Consider the following 18,125-nt stretch of genomic DNA (forward strand, 5'->3'; position numbering starts at 1 on the left):
CTATATTATGTCTTTTTTCTTTCTATACGAACAAAAAACAATACTTATTCAAAGTATTGTTTTTTGTCTAAAAGCATATTCAATTATTCTATAAATTAAAAATTTTATTATTTTAATTTAACTCTTTGCAATCGTAATGCATTTAATACGACTGATACAGAGCTAAACGCCATCGCTGCACCTGCAACCCAAGGAGCTAGGAAACCAAGCGCCGCAATTGGAATTCCTAGGCCGTTATAAGCTAACGCCCAGAATAGATTTTGCTTAATATTTCTAATCGTCATTTTACTCATAAAGATCGCATCGGCAATACTATTTAAGTCACCACGGATTAACGTAATATCCGCTGCTTCCATTGCTACATCTGTTCCTGTTCCAATTGCCATTCCAATGTCTGCTGTAGCAAGAGCAGGAGCATCATTAATTCCATCTCCAACCATAGCCACTCTCTTACCGCTAGCTTGAAGTTTTTTCACTTCTTCTGCCTTTCCTTCTGGTAATACTTCTGCAATTACGTGATCAATACCAACTTGCTTAGCAATTGCCTGAGCAGTTTGTGTATTATCACCTGTAATCATAACGACATCGAGGCCCATTTTCTTAAGCCTTGCGATAGCTGCTTTTGAAGTATCTTTTACTGTATCTGCAACGGCCACTATACCCGCATATTCTTTATCGATCGCAATAAGCATTGCTGTTTTTCCTTCTCGTTCTAGTTCTTCCATCGATTTAGAAACTTCTGCAATATCAATATTGAATTTTTTCATTAATCGGCGTGTACCAATTAATAATTGTTTTCCTTCTACAACCGACTCAATACCAAATCCAGGAATTGCTTCAAACGTTTCTGAACTTGGGATATCAATTCCCTTTTCTTTAATTCCTTCTACAATCGCTTCTGCAAGCGGATGTTCAGAATTTCTTTCTGCTGCACCAACTAATTGTAATATTTCCTTCTCATCAAATCCATCTGCTACAATTACATCTGTTAATACCGGTTTTCCATTTGTTACTGTGCCCGTTTTATCCAGAATAACCGTATCTAATCGATGCGTCGCCTCTAAGTGCTCTCCACCTTTAAATAAAATACCATATTCAGCCGATCTTCCTGATCCGGCCATAATAGATGTAGGTGTTGCAAGACCTAACGCACATGGACATGCAATAACAAGTACTGCTATCATTTTCTCAAGTGCTCCTCCAAAATCACCAGGTGTAACAAATAACATCCACACAACAAATGTAATAATCGCAATTCCAACTACAACTGGTACGAAAATACCGGAAATTTGATCCGCTACCCTTTGAATAGGCGCTTTGGATCCTTGAGCTTCTTCTACTACTTTAATAATTTGAGCTAATGCAGTGTCTCTACCAACCTTAGTTGCTTTAACTTTTAAAAATCCATTTTTATTCATTGTAGAACCGATGACTACATCTCCAATTGTTTTATCAACTGGAATACTTTCACCAGTTAACATCGATTCATCAATCGCTGATTTTCCCTCTACAATTTCTCCATCAACTGGTATCTTTTCACCAGGTTTTACATAGACGATATCACCAGCTACCACTTCTTCGATTAATATCTTTATTTCTGTTCCATCTCGCATAACCGTAGCAGTTTTCGCTTGTAATCCCATCAACTTTTTAATAGCTTCTGATGATCGTCCTTTTGCTTTTGCTTCAAATAATTTCCCTAAAATAATTAATGTAATTAGGACCGCACTCGTTTCAAAATATAAATCTGTCATATGTTCTGATGAACCAATAGACTGAATACTTAAATATACACTATAGAAATAAGCTGCGGACGTTCCAAGTGCCACGAGAACATCCATATTCGCACTTTTATTGCGTAATGCTTTATAAGCTCCAATATAAAACTGGCCTCCAATGATAAACTGTACTGGAGTTGCAAGTGCTAGTTGTACCCATGGGTTCATAAGCATATCTGGTAAATAAATAAAAGATGTAAATGAGAAATGGCTCACCATTGCCCACAATAATGGGAATGATAAAATAAACGAAATAATAAACTTCTTCTTTTGTCGTTCAATTTCTTGTAAGCGATGATCTGTTGATCCATCTTGTTCATCTGATTTTACTTCTAATTTATACCCTAACTTTGTAATTGTACTCTTCATTTCACTTACATTAATTTCATCCGGATTAAAGTCTACCGTTGCCGACTCTAAAGCGAAGTTAACCGTCGCTTTGTTCACACCATCTAGCTTATTTAAACGCTTTTCCACTCTATTCGCACATGCTGCACATGTCATTCCTGACACAGTAAACTCAGCTTTATCACTTACAATGCCATATCCTAACGATTCAACTTTTTCTTTAAATTTTTGTGGATTCGTTTTCGCTGGATCGTACATGATTTTTGTTTTTTCAAGCGCAAAATTTACATTTGCCTCATGAACACCTTCTACTTTTTTTAGACCTTTTTCAATTCTATTTGCACATGCCGCACAAGTCATTCCTGATATTTGAAGACTGGCCTCTTTTTGTTCATTCATTCCTCTCACCTCTATATACCCTCATGAGGTATAATTATTAGCAAAATAAATCGCACTCCATATAAAGTACGATTTACTTCTATATTTTAAAATTATTATTGGACATCGTATCCTTGATCTTCGATTGCAACAACAATGTCTTTTAAAGTGACGATTGATGGATTAATAGTAACTTCAACAATTCCTTCTGCTAATTGAACTTTCACTTGTTCAACACCGTTTAATTCTTTTACACTTCCTTCAATAGAATTTACACAATGTCCACAAGACATACCCTCAACCTTTAATGTTAACTGTTCCATTTAAAATCCTCCTCTTGTTCATTCATTGTTCGTTAATCACAACCCTATTTTACCATACCCCCCTAAGGTAATCAATGGTTTTATATAATGATTTTTATATTTTTTTATAAATTCCTTGTTTTCTCTTATCCCACACAGCATTCTTTGAAATAAATCCATTCATTCTACGACAAAACATACACATACCCCTTATAGGTATATGATAGAAGTTTAATCAATCGAACTATTACGTACACTCTTAAATTCCCTAGCCTTCTTGCTGTCGCTAAGCTTTAAGATAAAGTTCTTAAATAAACAAAAGCCAAGCTAGTCAAATGCTAGCTTGGCTTTTACGCTTTTGAAAAACGTTCAAATACGGTCATTAATTCTTCAATCGCTTCGTCACCATTCCCGTCTTTAATAGCACCTGAAACACAATGACTTGTATGATTTTTTAGAACACCCATTCCTACTTTTTTCATTGCTGCATTGATCGCTGAAATTTGCACTAAAATATCAACACAATAACGATCATTTTCGATCATATTTTGAATACCACGGACTTGTCCTTCAATTCGCTTTAATCTATTTATAATTTGCTCTTTTTCCTTTTCTGATCTATGTGTAGTTGCTTCATGCTCTTTATGATCCATATTATCACCTTCTTAAAGTTTCTCTTCAACCAATAAAAATAAATATCTTTTTGAGTATATCAATTATAGCATTAAATATCTATGTATTGATACCCCATATGAGTATCTTATCTTTATATGATTATTCTTAACAAATACTTAGCTTCTCAATCCCAATTATCATTATACCCTGTCCCTTTTCCAAAAAACATTTAAGTGAAACTTTAATCAACGAAGTTTTTGTTCATCTCCCACTCATTATTCACCCGCAAATAGCTGGATAAATAAAAGCCTCAATCTTCACATATTTGAATTGAGGCTTTTTTCTTCCTATTATATATAAAGTTATTGTTGATCACATACTTTTGTGTCATTCACTACTGAAGTTCCTTCAACAGTTACCGTATGAAAACAGTCATTTACTCGAACAGTAACAACGTTATCTTGTCGATCAATAATATGATATTCATTAAATTCTTTATTTAGAGCACTACGAATTTGTTCTCCTTCATAAATTGGAATACCGTGTGATAAAACCCAAATAAGCCCAGCGATAGCAAGAATAGTTTTCATACGACCTACCTCCTTGAGAATAAAGTGAACTTTTAATCAGTGGTGTTTTCAGCCCTACTGACTATTTGTTGAATCAATCGGGCTATTATGCGGGATAAGTTCATTTCGTTTATAGTATGTTTATGCTAATTGTGACGGAATTGTGACAACTTTTTGTCTCTTTAGACGAAAAGTTGAAACAAAACTTTCAAAAAGGACAATTCTATTTACGTAAAACGAAGAGGCTATGGAGAAAATTCTCCATAGCCTCTTCGTTTCGATTTATTAAACAACCATTTCACTATGCTTACTCTTAAGAGTTTCAATTTGAATTGTATTATGTTCAATATAAAAATCATATTTTAACATATTAATAATATTTTAAAGCAATTCTTGATCATCCTGATTTTTATCAATCATTACATGGCAGCTTAAAGCATCTAATCCTGAGGTAATTGTCCAAATATGGAGATCGTGTATATCACGTACACCCTCTATTCCTTTAATAGCTTGCTTAACTGGTTCTATTTCAATTAAAACAGGTGTACCCTCCATAAGTATATGCATGGAATGTTTTGTTACTGCCCATGCACTAATTAAATTTGCTAATAAATCTTAATCCTTTACTTAAAGAAGTCGGTACAACCGATGCATGATTCTCCCCTTCAGCTTCATAAAACTTAAACCTAAACTTCTCATGTTTGAATTGAAGAAGACGCTCTGATAATGCATTTGCATCTACAACCATATGCTCTCGCTCCAATGACCCAACTGTAAGGAATACTTTCGTTTCAAACTTAGTATTGTTTAATTCATTTATAAGGTTCTCTTCTTTTTCAAGCACGGATTGGTTATTCCACCAAATAGATGGGCTACTAATAAAATAATTTTGAAAAGCATTTACATTTGTAAACAGTATATGTAAAGCAAATAGACCACCTAAAGAATGCCCAAATAACGTTTGCTTTCCTTTATCAATCTTAAAACTTTTTTCAATTTGTGGTTTCAATTCTTCTTCAATAAACGTAAAGAAGTTATGTGCTCCCCCTGTTTTAGGCCACGGTTTACCATCCGGTTTTAAAGGAGCATCTTTTGAAATTATAGAAGGTGTAAAATCATAACATCTTTCTTTTCCTGAAAATGCCCCTTCAATTGGATAACCAATACCAACTATAATGGCTGATGAAACACCTGTTTTTTCCGCTCTAACCGATTGTATTTTAACCGCTTCATGGAACGTTTGAAAAAAGGCATTGCCATCTAATACATATATGACCGGATATCCTGAATCTGGCGCTGGTTGCTTCGGCTTTGAAATATGGATTTGATATTCCTTGCCTTCTAATTTTGAATACATTTTCCACTGTTCTGTATTAGATGTAATAATCTGCTGTTTTTCGATAGTGGCATTCACCCTATATCCCCCTTTTTTAACTTGTTACATATATTTCTACTTTTTCATCTTGAGATACAACACTATCATAACCGAAACAAACAGGGGCCCCGTTATAAGGGTCAATCATGACACGTGCATCAATATGAAATACTTCTTTTAATACTTCATTCGTAATAATTTCTTTTGGGCTACCAGTTGTAACAATTTCCCCTTCTTTCATTGCAATAATTTCATCTGAAAATCTCGCTGCATGGTTAATATCATGCAGTACCATTACGACCGTACAATTATGTTCTTTATTTAATTTCTCCACGATTTGCAGTACATCTAATTGATGAGACATATCAAGATATATAGTTGGTTCATCTAGTAGTAACACTTCAGTCTCTTGTGCTAAGGCCATCGCTAGCCACACCTTTTGTCTTTGTCCACCTGATAAGTTTGCAATTTGTCTCGCTCGAAATGCAGATGTTTTCGTTATATCTAATGCCCAATCAATCATTTCTTTATCTTTTGCTGTTAGCTTATTTACGTTATTTCGATGTGGGTAGCGCCCATAAGAAACCAACTCTTCTACCTTAATCTCTCCCGGGGCAATTGGGTTTTGCGGAAGTAAAGCTAACTGTTTCGCGATTTCTTTCGTTGAAATCGTATTTAAATCTTGGCCTTGTAAATATACTTTACCGCTTTTTTGTTTTAAAATTCGTCCCATCGTTTTTAATAGTGTTGATTTCCCGCACCCATTTGGACCGATAATTGTCGTTACTTTTCCTTTTTGTATTTCCACATTTAAATCGCGAAACACTGTAAGTTTTTCATAATTTGCTTCTAAGTTTTTTGCACTTAAAATATTCACTTTTGTTTCCTCCTCTTACGCTTTCGCCTTATAAAGTAAATATAAGAAATACGGTACACCGACAATAGCAATAACAATCCCGACAGGCAATTCTGCAGGCATAAAAATTGTTTTTGCGATAAAATCTGAAGCAATTACAAGTAGCATCCCAATTACTCCGCATGTGGGAATTACATATTTATGTTGAATGCCAACAAGTCTTTTGGCTATATGCGGCGCCATTAGACCAATAAATCCAATACTCCCTGAAACAGCAACACATGCACTTACAAGTCCAATGCTGCTTAATAACAAAATAGACTTCTCTCTTTCTACTGAAACGCCTAAACTTGTAATACTCGTTTCTTCCAATTGAAATAAATCTAGCAAATAAGCTTTCTTTTTTATAATTGGAATTAATATAATAAGCCATGGCAACATTGCAATAATGTATTTCCAGTTTGCATTATATATGCTGCCTGAAACCCACACAGCTGCCATTTCAAAGTCAGTTGCTTTCATTTTCAATGATAAATACATAGAAAATGCTCCGAATCCTGATCCTATTGCGATCCCTGTTAGTAAAAGGCGCTGTGAATCTAACTTTCCATTTCGCCAAGAAAATATATAAATTAATACAGCCGCGCCTAACCCTCCAACTAAGCCAAACATCGGCATCATCATTATCGAAATCCAATCCGTACTCTTTATTTGTCCTTGGAAAAAGAACATAAAAATTACGATTGCAGTTCCTGCACCGGCATTTACTCCTAAAATACCCGGATCAGCTAAACCATTTCTCGTAATCCCTTGAATAACAGCACCAGCTATCCCTAGGCCTAATCCTACTAGGCCAGCGATTATGATTCGCGGCAGTCTAAAATCAAATATAACTAAATCATGTTCTGGGACTGGGTCAATCCGAAAAATTGTTCGAAAGACGTCCGTAATTGTAATATCAAATGTACCATTCGTTAAGCTAATATAAATGGTACATAAAATTAAAAGTATAATAGTCCCCATAGTCATTACAAAACGCTGACTTGAACCTTTAAGCATGTCTCTCTCCCCCTCTTGTACGAATTAAATAAAGGAAGAAAGGAATTCCAATTAGAGACGTAACAACGCCTATTGGTGTTTCAAATGGATAATTTACAAATCTACTTAATACATCACATAAAGCTAGAAAAACACCACCAATTACTCCAGCACAAGGCACAATCCATTTATAATCTACACCGATTAGAAAGCGAGTAATATGAGGAATAATTAGTCCTACAAAACCTATTTTCCCTACTAAAGCAACTGCTGTACCAGTCAGAAACACAACAGATAAAATTGCAGTCACTTTTATAATTTTCGTACGCTGTCCTAAGTTAATAGACACTTCTTCTCCCAATGAAAGGATTGTAATAGATTTCGAAATGAGAAGTGCTAAAATAATACCAACTATACCAAACGGAATTGCTAATTTAAGTATATTGGGATCTACTTGATCTAATTTCGCGTTGTACCAAAAACTAATATTTTGAGAGACTTGAAAATAAGAAGCAATTGCGGCAGAAAGACTACTTAAAAATGTCCCTATCACGGTTCCTATAATTGCTAATCTTACAGGTGACAATCCGTTTCTAAGCAGTGAACCAAATCCAAAAACAATTCCCGCGCCTAATGCTGAACCCAGCATAGAACATAAAATCATGTTGACTGAAGACATTCCCGGAAGGAATACCATACACATTGTAATAACAAAAGCAGAACCATCCGTCACACCCATAATAGAAGGGGATGCAAGATAATTCCTTGTCATCCCCTGCATAAGTGCTCCTGATATGGCTAGAAAAGCTCCAACTAAAAGAGCTCCAATTACCCTTGGTAAACGAGACGTAACAATAATATTATGATTTACATTACTCGAATCAAAATGAAACAATGCATTCCACGTCGTTTCAAAATCGATATTTTTTGTCCCATATAAGATAGATAGAATAACAGTAAGTAAAATACATATGGGTGCTAAGCATAAAATTATCATTGGAAGTGAATTTATTTTCCGCATATCATTCAACGCACCTTACTAATTTTATTATTTAGTCAAATTTTTCACTGCTTCTTTTAAAAATACTGTTTTACTCCAAGCAGTACCACCTTGTGCAATAGGATCTACAGTATTTACAAATACTTTCTTCTCTTTTACAGCATTTACACTTTGCCAAATTGGATTACTTTCTATTTCTTCTAGTACTTTTGGTTTATTATTTTCACTTGCTTCATATTGTAAAAATACGTAATCCGGATTTATTTGAGCCAGTTGTTCTAAAGAGATTTTCTCTTGCGCTTTTACATTTTTAAGTTGTTCTGGAGCCGTTAACCCAAGGTCTTTATAAATTACAGGGTTGAAGTATACTTCTTCTGGATAAACGAATAATGTATTTGCTCTTAATCTTATTACAAGTACCTTTTTATCTTTTAACTTATCTCCAATTTTTGCTTTCGCTTTTTCAGCGTCTGCTTTATAATCCTTAATAATTTTTTCTGCTTTGTCTTTTTTACCAGATAGTTCTCCCATTAATTTTAAGTTTTCTTCCCAATCTGTAGAAACATGTGATATCGGGATTGTTGGAGCCACCTTCGTAAATTTCTCAGCCGCTTCTGCTGGGAATTTCGTACTTGATGTAATAACATCAGGTTTTAATTGAAGTAATGTTTCAAAGTTTGGTTCCATTTTCTCACCTATAGATTTCGCACCTTCTAAATCTTTCGCAACGTTCCCTGGTAATTTCCCACCAATCGTAATTGCCCCCACTGGTTTAATACCAAGTACTGCAGCATCTTCCATTGACTCTAAACTAGCTGTCGCAATTTTATCTACTTTTGCTGGCACTGTATATTCTTTACCTAAATATGTAATTTTTCGTTTTTCATCTTTATTCGTTTCCGTAGCTTTTGTCTGTTGCTTTTGTTCTCCAGAAGTTTTGTCCGCACTATTACATGCTGCTAAACCTACACTTAAAACTGTAACCATCCCTAATGTAAATAACTTCTTGTTCATTTTTGTATATCTCCTCTCGAAACTTTTAAATATATTATTTCAACTATGAAACTTAATTACATGAAACATATTTCTCATCTATATTTCACATCATTAATAAATCTACTTAAAATGGAGAGCCATTCTCGTTCACTTCCCCTAGTATTAAATTCTTTACAACCCTCATCCGACGATAATCATTATCGGTGATAATGATTATCGTTATTAAGTATATATTTAATATCAGATTATTTCAAGAATGATTTGAAAAATTTTAACAAACTGAATCAAAAAAGAAGTATCTCCTTTTCTTCAAGAAGATACTTCTTTTTTTAGAAATCCATACTTAATTCAACTGGGCAATGGTCTGATCCCATCACTTCACTGTTAATTTTCGCATCTGTTATTTGATCCTTCATTCTTTCCGAGAGAACAAAGTAATCTAAACGCCATCCAATATTTTTCGCTCTTGCTCCCATACGATAAGACCACCACGAGTATGCTCCCTCCTGATCAGGATAAAGGTAACGATACGTATCAACAAATCCTTCTTCTAAAATGTGTGTAAACTTCTCCCTTTCCTCATCAGAAAAACCAGGATTTTTCCCATTACTTTTCGGGTTTTTCAAATCGATTTCTTTATGGGCAACATTTAGATCTCCACAAAAAATAACTGGTTTCTTTTCATCTAATCGCTTTATATAAGCCCTGAAATCATCTTCCCATTTCATTCTGTAATCTAAACGCTCTAATCCTCGTTTTGAGTTTGGCGTATATAACGTTATCATGTAAAAATCTTCGAATTCTAACGTAATGACTCTTCCTTCTTGATCATGCTCTTCAATTCCTAATCCGTATGTAACAGAAAGCGGTTCTTTTTTCGTAAAAATAGCTGTTCCCGAATACCCTTTTTTCACAGCGTAATTCCAATATGTATAATATCCCTCTAGATTTAAATCAATTTGCCCACTTTGCAATTTAATTTCCTGTAGACAGAATATATCTGCATTGGATTCTTCGAGATATTGTAAAAATCCACCCTTTGCAATAACTGCCCGCAAACCATTTACATTCCATGAAATCAACTTCATTTATGTTCCTCCTCTTGGTGTGCATTTTCAATTTTCATGCTAACACAAAATAGTAAAACTATCATATTTTCACCTTTGTAATCTTGCTCTTACATTCGTAATTGCGTACATATGTGCTTTATTCAGGTTATACTAATGCCAGAGGTGATGTTCTGTGCATAATGAAAAGTTCACAGTAACAAATGAGTATTGGCAAGCGATTATTCAGAATGATACCACATATGATGACAAATTCTTTTATGCTGTAAAATCCACCGGCATCTTTTGCCGGCCATCGTGCAAATCGAGAATACCGAATAAAAACAATGTACGAATTTTTCTTCATGCCGAGCAAGCAATGCATGAAAATTTTCGCCCTTGTAAACGTTGTAAACCAAATGGGATTACTTTGCCTAATGAAGAATGGATAGAGCAAATTAAAGACTATATCAAAAATCATTATAACGAAGCATTAACTCTCAGCCTACTCGCAGAAATGTGCCACGGCAGTCCCTATCATTTACAACGCACATTCAAAAGATTGACAGGAATAAGTCCAATAGAATATATACAGCAATTCAGAGTCGTTAAAGCGAAAGAATTCCTTTTAAATACGAACCAAACCGTTATAGAAATTAGTACTGCTGTCGGGATAGAAAACCCGGAATATTTCGCGACTTTATTTAAAAAGAAGACAGGATTTACCCCTACTGAATACCGAAAAAAGAACGAGATAAATGAGGAATGAAATAATGAAACCACATGAAAATAAAACTATATACTGGACATTGCTTGTTCATAAACATTGGCGTATGCATATTGCAGCCACTTCAAATGGATTATGCTTCATCGGATCGCAAAATGAAACTTTTGAAGAACTAAATACGTGGGGTAGAAAAAAACTACCACAACATACACTCATCCAAAATCCAGATTACTTGCAAACATTTACGAAAGAGCTCAGCGAGTATTTGGAAAACAAGCGAGAAACCTTTACATTTCCTATCGATGCTTACGGAACTGAATTTCAATTATCTGTATGGAATACGGTACGTGAAATTCCTTATGGAAAGACATATTCTTATTCAGAAATTGCGGAAAGAATACACAGCCCTAATGCAGTACGTGCTGTCGGTGCCGCTGTTGGAGCAAATCCTCTTCTTATTACAATTCCTTGTCACCGTGTTATAGGAAAAGACGGAAAACTTACTGGTTTTAGAGGTGGCTTGGAAATGAAGAAAGCTTTGCTCAAATTAGAAGCAATACGGGAGGAATAGATATGACAGAAGGTTGTAATGAAATATTATCTTTAGTCGTTCCTAAAGAATTTAGTTTTCAAGAAAACTTACGCTATCTTTCACGTTCTAAAAATGAATGTATGTTTCATGTTGAAAACAATAAAATCTATAAAGTTATTCCTATTCAAGAAGTAAATCCTTTCGTTGAAATTGGTTTAAATGCCGATGGTAATATTCAAATACGTTTTTTAGGAGAATCATATATCTCTGAAAAACGAGTCCGCGATGCTGTAGCTGACTATGTAAAAGAGTGGTTTGATTTAACTACTGATTTAGCTCCCTTTTATAAATTAGCAAAACATGATCCGCTCCTTCAAAAACCCCTTGAAAAGTATTATGGGCTTCGCACTTTAGGTATTCCAGATTTATTTGAAGCACTGTGCTGGGGGATTCTCGGTCAACAAATCAACCTCAGATATGCCTATACTCTAAAAAGAAGATTAGTCGAAAATTTTGGCGATTATGTAGAATGGAACGATAGAAAACATTGGATATTCCCCTCACCTGAAGTAATAGCAAATCTAAGTGTAGAAGATCTCGCAATATTAAAAATGACTACAAGAAAATGTGAATACTTAATTAACATCGCACAGCTCATTACAGAAGGTAAATTTTCAAAAGAATCTCTATTACAAATACAAGATATGAAGCAAGTTGAAAAACAACTAACTAGCATTCGCGGTATAGGGCCATGGACGGCTCACTATGTTTTAATGCGTTGCTTACGATTCCCTTCAGCCTTTCCAATTGATGATGTCGGCCTGCATAATGCTATCAAATTTTTAACAGGTTCCGAAAATAAACCGACTAAAAATGAAATAAAAGAATTTGCAGCACATTGGACAAATTGGGAGTCTTACGCGACTTTTTATTTGTGGCGGGTGCTATATTAAAATTTCCTAATAAAAAATAGATAGGCAAACCTATCTATTTTTTCACATGTAAAAACTTCACACATACTGGTTCTGGAACATTTATGCCCGTCTGTACAAGCGTTAACTTACCTGTCATTTCATCCCTAGCAAATAAAGTCAAAGTATTAGATCTTTCATTCGCTACAATTAAAAATCTTTCGGTCGGATCTAAAGAAAAGTCACGTGGCCAATCTCCTTCTGTCGATATTGTTTCAACAAAAGTTAGCTCCCCATTATGCTCGTTTACTCGAAAAACTACGATACTATTATGTCCTCTGTTTGCTGCGTAAACGAATTTTCCATCAGAAGAAATATAAATTGCACTTCCATAACTATCTTCACTATACTCTTCAGGTAATGTCGAAATGTATTGTTTTTCTTTAAAACCGCCACTCTGTGCATCATATTGCAGTACAATAATTTCTGAACTTAATTCTGTCATAACATATGCATACTGCGTATTTGGATGAAATACAAGATGCCTTGGGCCACTACCATGTTTTACAGATAAACGGGTAACTTCTATTAGTTCTCCATCACTTTCTTTATATGTAATTAACCTATCTATTCCTAAATCAACTGCTACTACATATTTTTCATCAGGAGTAAAATCCATATAATGAGCATGTGCCTTTTCTTGTCTTTCCTTATTTGGTCCTGACCCTTTATGTTCTACAATTAACGTAGCAGCCTTCACACTTCCGTTATCCTTTTTCACTAAATAGGACTCTACTGTTCCTTTATGATAATTCGCTGCTACTACTATACTATTCTCCCGATTCACACTTACATAGCACGGTGATGCTCCCTCTAAAAGAGTCATATTAATCAAATCTAGATTATTCAATTTATTACGAATGGAAAAACTAGCAATTCCACCTAATCCATTATCTTTCGCAACAGAATAAAGGTACTCGTTGTTATGACTAATCGTTACATATGTCGGACTTCCTATATGAGCTGCTAATTCAATCCCTTTAATTTCTCCGATGTTCGTATCAAGTATAAATTTATAAATCCCTTTACTATCCGCCTTTGTATATGTCCCTATATAACCATGATATTGATTTTCACTCATAACATTTCCTCCTTTTACACATGTCTTGTAAACAAGTTTCACCTTGTATTTTTTACTATAAAAAAGAACCAAGTAGTACTTCATTACTACTTGGTTCTCTTTTTAAGCTTGCTCTTCAAATCGTCTTGCGATTTCTACAATAACTTGAACAGCTTTTTCCATAGTATCTACCGAAACATATTCAAATTTGCCGTGATAGTTTTCACCACCAGTGAAAATATTTGGCGTTGGTAGTCCCATATATGATAATTGAGATCCATCTGTCCCGCCGCGAATTGGATGAATATTCGGTTCAATATTTAAACTTTTCATTGCCTCATACGCAATATCAACAATTTCTCTCACCGGTTCAATTTTTTCAAGCATATTATAATATTGATCATTCATCTCTAAAACGATTGCATCTTCGCCGTACTTTTCTTGCATATTTTTCACAATATCTTGGATGTTATTTTTACGCGTTTCAAAATGATTACGATCAAAATCTCGAATAATATAGTAAGCTTTACTTTGCTCAACATCACCATTTAAAGAAAGTAAATGATAAAACCCTTCATATCCCTCTGTATATTCTGGCGCTTCTTCTACTGGCAAGTACCTATCAAATTCCATAGCGAGTTTACTTGCGTTGCGCATTTTGTTTTTCGCTGTTCCAGGATGTGTATTTGTCCCTTTAAAAGTTAACTTAGCACTTGCAGCGTTAAAACTTTCATATTCTAAACCACCTAATGGACCTCCGTCCATCGTATAGGCAAAGGATGCACCAAACGTTTCTACATCAAAATGCGATGGTCCACGGCCAATCTCTTCATCTGGTGTGAATGCTACTCTTATTTTCCCGTGCTTAATTTGCGGATTATGTATTAAATAATTCATTGCCACCATGATTTCTGTAAGACCAGCTTTATCATCTGCCCCAAGAAGTGTTGTACCATCAGTTGTAATAATTGTATGTCCTTTATATGATGGTAGTTCTGGGAACTGTTCTGGCGTTAGCACAACGTTTAACTCTTTATTTAACGTAATTGCTTTCCCATCAAAATTTTCATGAATTTGTGGTTTTACGTTTTCCCCTGTAAAATCTGTTGCCGTATCTAAATGGGCTAAAAAGCCGATTACAGGAACATCTTTATCCGTATTTGCAGGAAGTGTCGCCATTACATAACCATTATCATCCATCGTCACTTCTGATAATCCAATCTCTTTTAACTCTTCTACTAATAACTTACCAAATTCAATCTGTCCTGGTGTTGTTGGCACTGTATGACTTTCTTCATTTGATTGTGTATCAATCTTCACATATCTCGTAAATCTTTCAATAAGTTCTTGTTTCAAATTCGTTCACTCCCTTTTCTATTTCTCTCTCTATTATAATCCTTATAACGAAATATTTTAACTTTTTCGACTGCAAAAGTGTATATTTTATTTACATTGTTAACAATTTTAAACGAATTATAAAAAGACATAATATTTGTACATTCACACCTTAACAGGTAACATACATAATTATAAAATATGGGAGGTTTTAAAGATGAGGCTAACTCTCTTTCGCTATTTTCTTTTTTTCTTAGGATTAATTTTCTTTGGCCTTGGAAATGCTCTTGCAGTCAAAGTTAAATTCCTCGGGTTACATCCTTGGGAAGTTTTAAATATGGCTCTCTATGAACGATTCGGATGGACACTTGGTACTTGGAGTGTTATATGCGGGTTATGCCTCGTACTTATTTCTTTACTAGTAGATCCAAAATATATAAACGTAGGCACATTTTTAAATGCAATGCTTATCGGCCCTATTATGGACTTTTTCTTACAATCAAACATCCTTCCAAACGCTACTGATTATTTATGGATAAATTTATTCATTTTGTTTTCTGGTATTGTAATTACAGGTATTGGGGGCGGTATGTACGTTGCGGCTGGAATTGGTGCTGGACCACGCGATGGATTCATGCTTACTATTTCTGACAAAACTGGACTGTCTATTAGCCGGGCTCGAATCATTGTAGAATGCGTTGTACTAGTTATTGGATATATGCTAGGAGGTCCTGTTTTCATCGTAACTTTTCTATACACTTTTATTCAAAGTCCAATTTTTCAGCAATCATTTAAAATATTTCAAACACTCTTACATACTTTACATAGCAAAAACAAAGAGCAAATTAATGAAAATATATAAAACATAACTTAATACCAATTACTCTTTTCATTAACTTTCTTACAAATAATTCACCCTATTTACAATTCCCACCGCAAATAGGGTGTTTCTTTTTTCATCCGATAATATATATTTAATTAAACATCAAGAGCATATACTACTCATTCACAATAAAAGTATATACATCATTATAAATACAACCATTTACTCTAATAACATACTTACCTGGTTTATTGAACTGAACTGTATAATTACTTAATTGTACCGCTTCTTTATCTCCTGAAAGAATATCAATACTTCTACCACTCAATAAATAAGATTCACTTTGATTCATCGCTACATTAATAGCATTGAACTTCTCCTCTTTCACTTGCATTGTTTCTGCAGCGCTTACACTTGGTTCTAAAAAAAGTAATCCACTTAATCCAATTGAACCCGCCAGAGCTACTCCTGCAAATTTTTTCATTTTTTTCATCACAATGACCTCCTTATAATTTTAGTGTAAAGGCGATGTCCCCCCTTACACCACAAAGCCTATATGTTAAGAAATGAAAAGTAAACGTGTACAGTAAGACAAAATTCTACATTTTTTTCTCCTATTGAATATAAATCCAGCGTTTGGAGTTTTGTCACATTTAAAATTGTTTCCCTAAACCAATTTTCCAATGAATTATTCAAAAGCTGAATAATTACTTATTAATTTAACATTCTAAAAATAGTTGATAAAAACTATTTCTCTTCAAAAAAAGAGTGTGTTTTAAAAGTCGTTTTTAAAACACACTCCATATAATCCATTTCATTTCTCTCTCCATAATCTCTCTACATTTATTAATTGCTCGTCTTTAAATTCTAACTTATATACGTCTGGTTTTGATGTATTCATTAAAAATTCAAGCCCATATTGGTTATCAAAATGGTTCATCATCAATGTCATTACAAGCCCATGTGTACCAACTACAATTTTATGTCCTTGAAAATCTATTAATATTTCTTTTAATACTTTCACTACTCTTCTCTGACAATCAACATACGATTCTCCTTCAGTTAGTGTGAAATCTGGATTAGAAAACATCTTCTTTACGAGTGGATACACTTCCTTATCTGATATAATCTTATCCTCACTTAAAAACCTACACTCTTTGAGATTTTCATATACTATTATTTCTTTTTTATGGAAATTAGCTGACTTTTCTATCGTTAACATAGCCCTCTTATACGGACTTGAAATGAAAGTATCAATCCCCTCTGTTTTTAATATCTCGCTTACTTTATGGGCATCTAAAGTTCCCTTCTCAGTTAATCCACGTGTTCTTTCATTTCCTTCTAATTTTGGTGATTCACCATGTCTAACCATATAGATGTATGTATTCATAATTCCTCCTTGAAAATATTTATAAGTTAATTACTTATATTAATCTCTGCCGTCCCAAAACTTGAGTACAAGCAAAATATTAATTAATTCTTCTTTTAAACTATTTTATGAACTTTGCTAAACTGTTCGTCTAATCCATTCCCAAACTAAACTCTCAAATAAATCCGGCTGTTCAATTTGCAAATTATGTCCCGCCATATCTAACACCGCTAATGTTGCTCTTGGGTAATCTTCAATCATTCGTGCAATATCTTGATAACCTACCGTTATATCTTGTCTTCCGGCTAATAAAAGAACGGGTTTCTCATATTTCTTACGATGAAAATCCATAGTAAGAGGATAATTCTTTTGCAATCTGTCAATAAACTCATAATTAGCAATATCTAGCCCCGGCTTAATCTCTTCTTTGAATCGCTTATATGTATATTCATTCGCTACCACTGCTAATTCGCAAAATTCTTCCCTTTCTGTTGAAGTGAGCGTTTTTAAAAATTCCTCATCTCTTACAATTACCTGTTTATCTGGTAGAAGTCTTTTTCCTGGTTGTGCTACAACAACAGGACATACTAATAATAATCCATTAACCCTCTCAAACATCTTTGAAAGTATCCCTCTAGCTAAATATCCCCCATATGATTCTCCTACCAATAAAAATTCTTCAGCAGAAATGATTTCCTCAATAAATGTGATAAGCACTTCTACTATACGATCTGAACTATTTATCCACCCTGGAGCATTCGATTTCCCCATGCCAGGTAAATCAATATAAATTCTCTGATAACCTTCATATTTCTGAAATACTGATTCCATACACCTCTTCATTAACCTATGGTCAGGAGCACAACCATGTATGATAAGGACTGGTTTACCTTCTCCTACAATTTCATAGTATATTTCTGCATCCTTAATCCGGCATATCATAAAATGTCCTCCTTTTTTTATATCCTTCTTTAGAGACAAAGCCATAAGAATATGCGTTCTTATTT

Annotated in this window: 19 protein-coding genes and 1 pseudogene; 4 read left to right on the forward strand and 16 right to left on the reverse strand. The window is 34.2% G+C overall.

All coding sequences use genetic code 11. The annotated features are described in order from the left end of the window. Positions 1-107: 107 nt before the first annotated feature. The 11 genes and pseudogenes from FT637_RS00780 to FT637_RS00830 form a co-directional block, all read right to left on the reverse strand. The gene (locus tag FT637_RS00780; RefSeq protein ID WP_193644783.1) at positions 108-2,525 is read right to left on the reverse strand and encodes a heavy metal translocating P-type ATPase; all 2,418 of its coding nucleotides are present in this window, start codon (positions 2,523-2,525) and stop codon (positions 108-110) included. A 95-nt stretch (positions 2,526-2,620) separates the two neighbouring features. Continuing rightward, entirely contained in the window at positions 2,621-2,827 is a 207-nt protein-coding gene (gene copZ, locus FT637_RS00785) for a copper chaperone CopZ (protein ID WP_105585372.1), read from the reverse strand. Positions 2,828-3,156: 329 nt separating this feature from the next. Continuing rightward, the gene (locus FT637_RS00790) at positions 3,157-3,459 is read right to left on the reverse strand and encodes a metal-sensing transcriptional repressor (RefSeq protein WP_070144516.1); all 303 of its coding nucleotides are present in this window, start codon (positions 3,457-3,459) and stop codon (positions 3,157-3,159) included. A gap of 324 nt (positions 3,460-3,783) precedes the next feature. Beyond that, positions 3,784-4,011 (reverse strand): hypothetical protein, encoded by a 228-nt coding sequence (locus FT637_RS00795; protein ID WP_070144517.1) that lies wholly within the window; start codon positions 4,009-4,011, stop codon positions 3,784-3,786. Between the two features lie 264 nt (positions 4,012-4,275). Next, positions 4,276-4,590 (reverse strand): annotated as a pseudogene (locus tag FT637_RS00800) (cation transporter); the annotation flags it as partial. Next, positions 4,583-5,404, reverse strand: a complete 822-nt coding sequence (locus FT637_RS00805) for an alpha/beta hydrolase (RefSeq protein ID WP_193644784.1) — start codon at positions 5,402-5,404, stop codon at positions 4,583-4,585. The pseudogene FT637_RS00800 and the gene FT637_RS00805, both read right to left, overlap by 8 nt. A 16-nt stretch (positions 5,405-5,420) precedes the next feature. Continuing rightward, complete coding sequence (locus tag FT637_RS00810; protein ID WP_193644785.1) at positions 5,421-6,242, reverse strand: ABC transporter ATP-binding protein; 822 nt, start codon at positions 6,240-6,242, stop codon at positions 5,421-5,423. A 15-nt stretch (positions 6,243-6,257) separates the two neighbouring features. Beyond that, positions 6,258-7,280, reverse strand: a complete 1,023-nt coding sequence (locus tag FT637_RS00815; RefSeq protein ID WP_193644786.1) for a FecCD family ABC transporter permease — start codon at positions 7,278-7,280, stop codon at positions 6,258-6,260. Next, entirely contained in the window at positions 7,273-8,280 is a 1,008-nt protein-coding gene (locus FT637_RS00820; RefSeq protein ID WP_002087983.1) for a FecCD family ABC transporter permease, read from the reverse strand. Before FT637_RS00820 ends, FT637_RS00815 begins: the two co-directional genes overlap by 8 nt. 27 nt (positions 8,281-8,307) lie before the next feature. After that, the gene (locus tag FT637_RS00825; RefSeq protein ID WP_105585378.1) at positions 8,308-9,273 is read right to left on the reverse strand and encodes an iron-hydroxamate ABC transporter substrate-binding protein; all 966 of its coding nucleotides are present in this window, start codon (positions 9,271-9,273) and stop codon (positions 8,308-8,310) included. Positions 9,274-9,584: 311 nt separating this feature from the next. Further along, positions 9,585-10,343, reverse strand: coding sequence for an exodeoxyribonuclease III (locus FT637_RS00830; RefSeq protein ID WP_193644787.1), 759 nt, complete (start codon positions 10,341-10,343; stop codon positions 9,585-9,587). Positions 10,344-10,497: 154 nt separating this feature from the next. Here FT637_RS00830 and FT637_RS00835 point away from each other — a divergent pair, with 154 nt between their 5' ends. From FT637_RS00835 to FT637_RS00845, 3 genes are read left to right on the forward strand one after another with little or no spacing between them, the layout of a single operon-like run. Beyond that, a complete protein-coding gene (locus FT637_RS00835; RefSeq protein WP_193644788.1) occupies positions 10,498-11,070 on the forward strand; it encodes a bifunctional transcriptional activator/DNA repair enzyme AdaA in 573 nt (190 codons plus the stop codon). A gap of 4 nt (positions 11,071-11,074) precedes the next feature. After that, positions 11,075-11,599 carry a methylated-DNA--[protein]-cysteine S-methyltransferase gene (locus FT637_RS00840; protein WP_193644789.1) on the forward strand — a complete coding sequence of 175 codons (525 nt, stop codon included), beginning with the start codon at positions 11,075-11,077 and terminating at the stop codon, positions 11,597-11,599. A gap of 2 nt (positions 11,600-11,601) precedes the next feature. Then, positions 11,602-12,513 carry a DNA-3-methyladenine glycosylase family protein gene (locus FT637_RS00845; protein ID WP_193644790.1) on the forward strand — a complete coding sequence of 304 codons (912 nt, stop codon included), beginning with the start codon at positions 11,602-11,604 and terminating at the stop codon, positions 12,511-12,513. A 34-nt stretch (positions 12,514-12,547) separates the two neighbouring features. On the opposite strand, the gene FT637_RS00850 is transcribed toward FT637_RS00845, so the two are convergent. Further along, positions 12,548-13,612: a lactonase family protein gene (locus tag FT637_RS00850; RefSeq protein WP_193644791.1), complete on the reverse strand. Its 1,065-nt coding sequence runs from the start codon at positions 13,610-13,612 to the stop codon at positions 12,548-12,550. Between the two features lie 102 nt (positions 13,613-13,714). After that, a complete protein-coding gene (pepT, locus tag FT637_RS00855; protein ID WP_193644792.1) occupies positions 13,715-14,947 on the reverse strand; it encodes a peptidase T in 1,233 nt (410 codons plus the stop codon). Positions 14,948-15,143: 196 nt separating this feature from the next. Here pepT and FT637_RS00860 point away from each other — a divergent pair, with 196 nt between their 5' ends. Further along, positions 15,144-15,788 carry a YczE/YyaS/YitT family protein gene (locus FT637_RS00860; RefSeq protein WP_193644793.1) on the forward strand — a complete coding sequence of 215 codons (645 nt, stop codon included), beginning with the start codon at positions 15,144-15,146 and terminating at the stop codon, positions 15,786-15,788. 136 nt (positions 15,789-15,924) lie between these two features. Here FT637_RS00860 and FT637_RS00865 read toward each other — a convergent pair whose 3' ends face one another. From FT637_RS00865 to FT637_RS00875, 3 genes are all read right to left on the reverse strand, one after another. Further along, the gene (locus tag FT637_RS00865; RefSeq protein WP_002146163.1) at positions 15,925-16,242 is read right to left on the reverse strand and encodes a hypothetical protein; all 318 of its coding nucleotides are present in this window, start codon (positions 16,240-16,242) and stop codon (positions 15,925-15,927) included. A gap of 321 nt (positions 16,243-16,563) precedes the next feature. After that, positions 16,564-17,139 carry a histidine phosphatase family protein gene (locus tag FT637_RS00870; RefSeq protein ID WP_193644794.1) on the reverse strand — a complete coding sequence of 192 codons (576 nt, stop codon included), beginning with the start codon at positions 17,137-17,139 and terminating at the stop codon, positions 16,564-16,566. Positions 17,140-17,256: 117 nt separating this feature from the next. Next, positions 17,257-18,060 carry an alpha/beta fold hydrolase gene (locus FT637_RS00875; RefSeq protein WP_193644795.1) on the reverse strand — a complete coding sequence of 268 codons (804 nt, stop codon included), beginning with the start codon at positions 18,058-18,060 and terminating at the stop codon, positions 17,257-17,259. Between the last annotated feature and the right edge of the window lie 65 nt (positions 18,061-18,125).

This window comes from Bacillus cereus (assembly GCF_015071065.1).
Lineage (GTDB): Bacteria > Bacillota > Bacilli > Bacillales > Bacillaceae_G > Bacillus_A > Bacillus_A cereus_BA.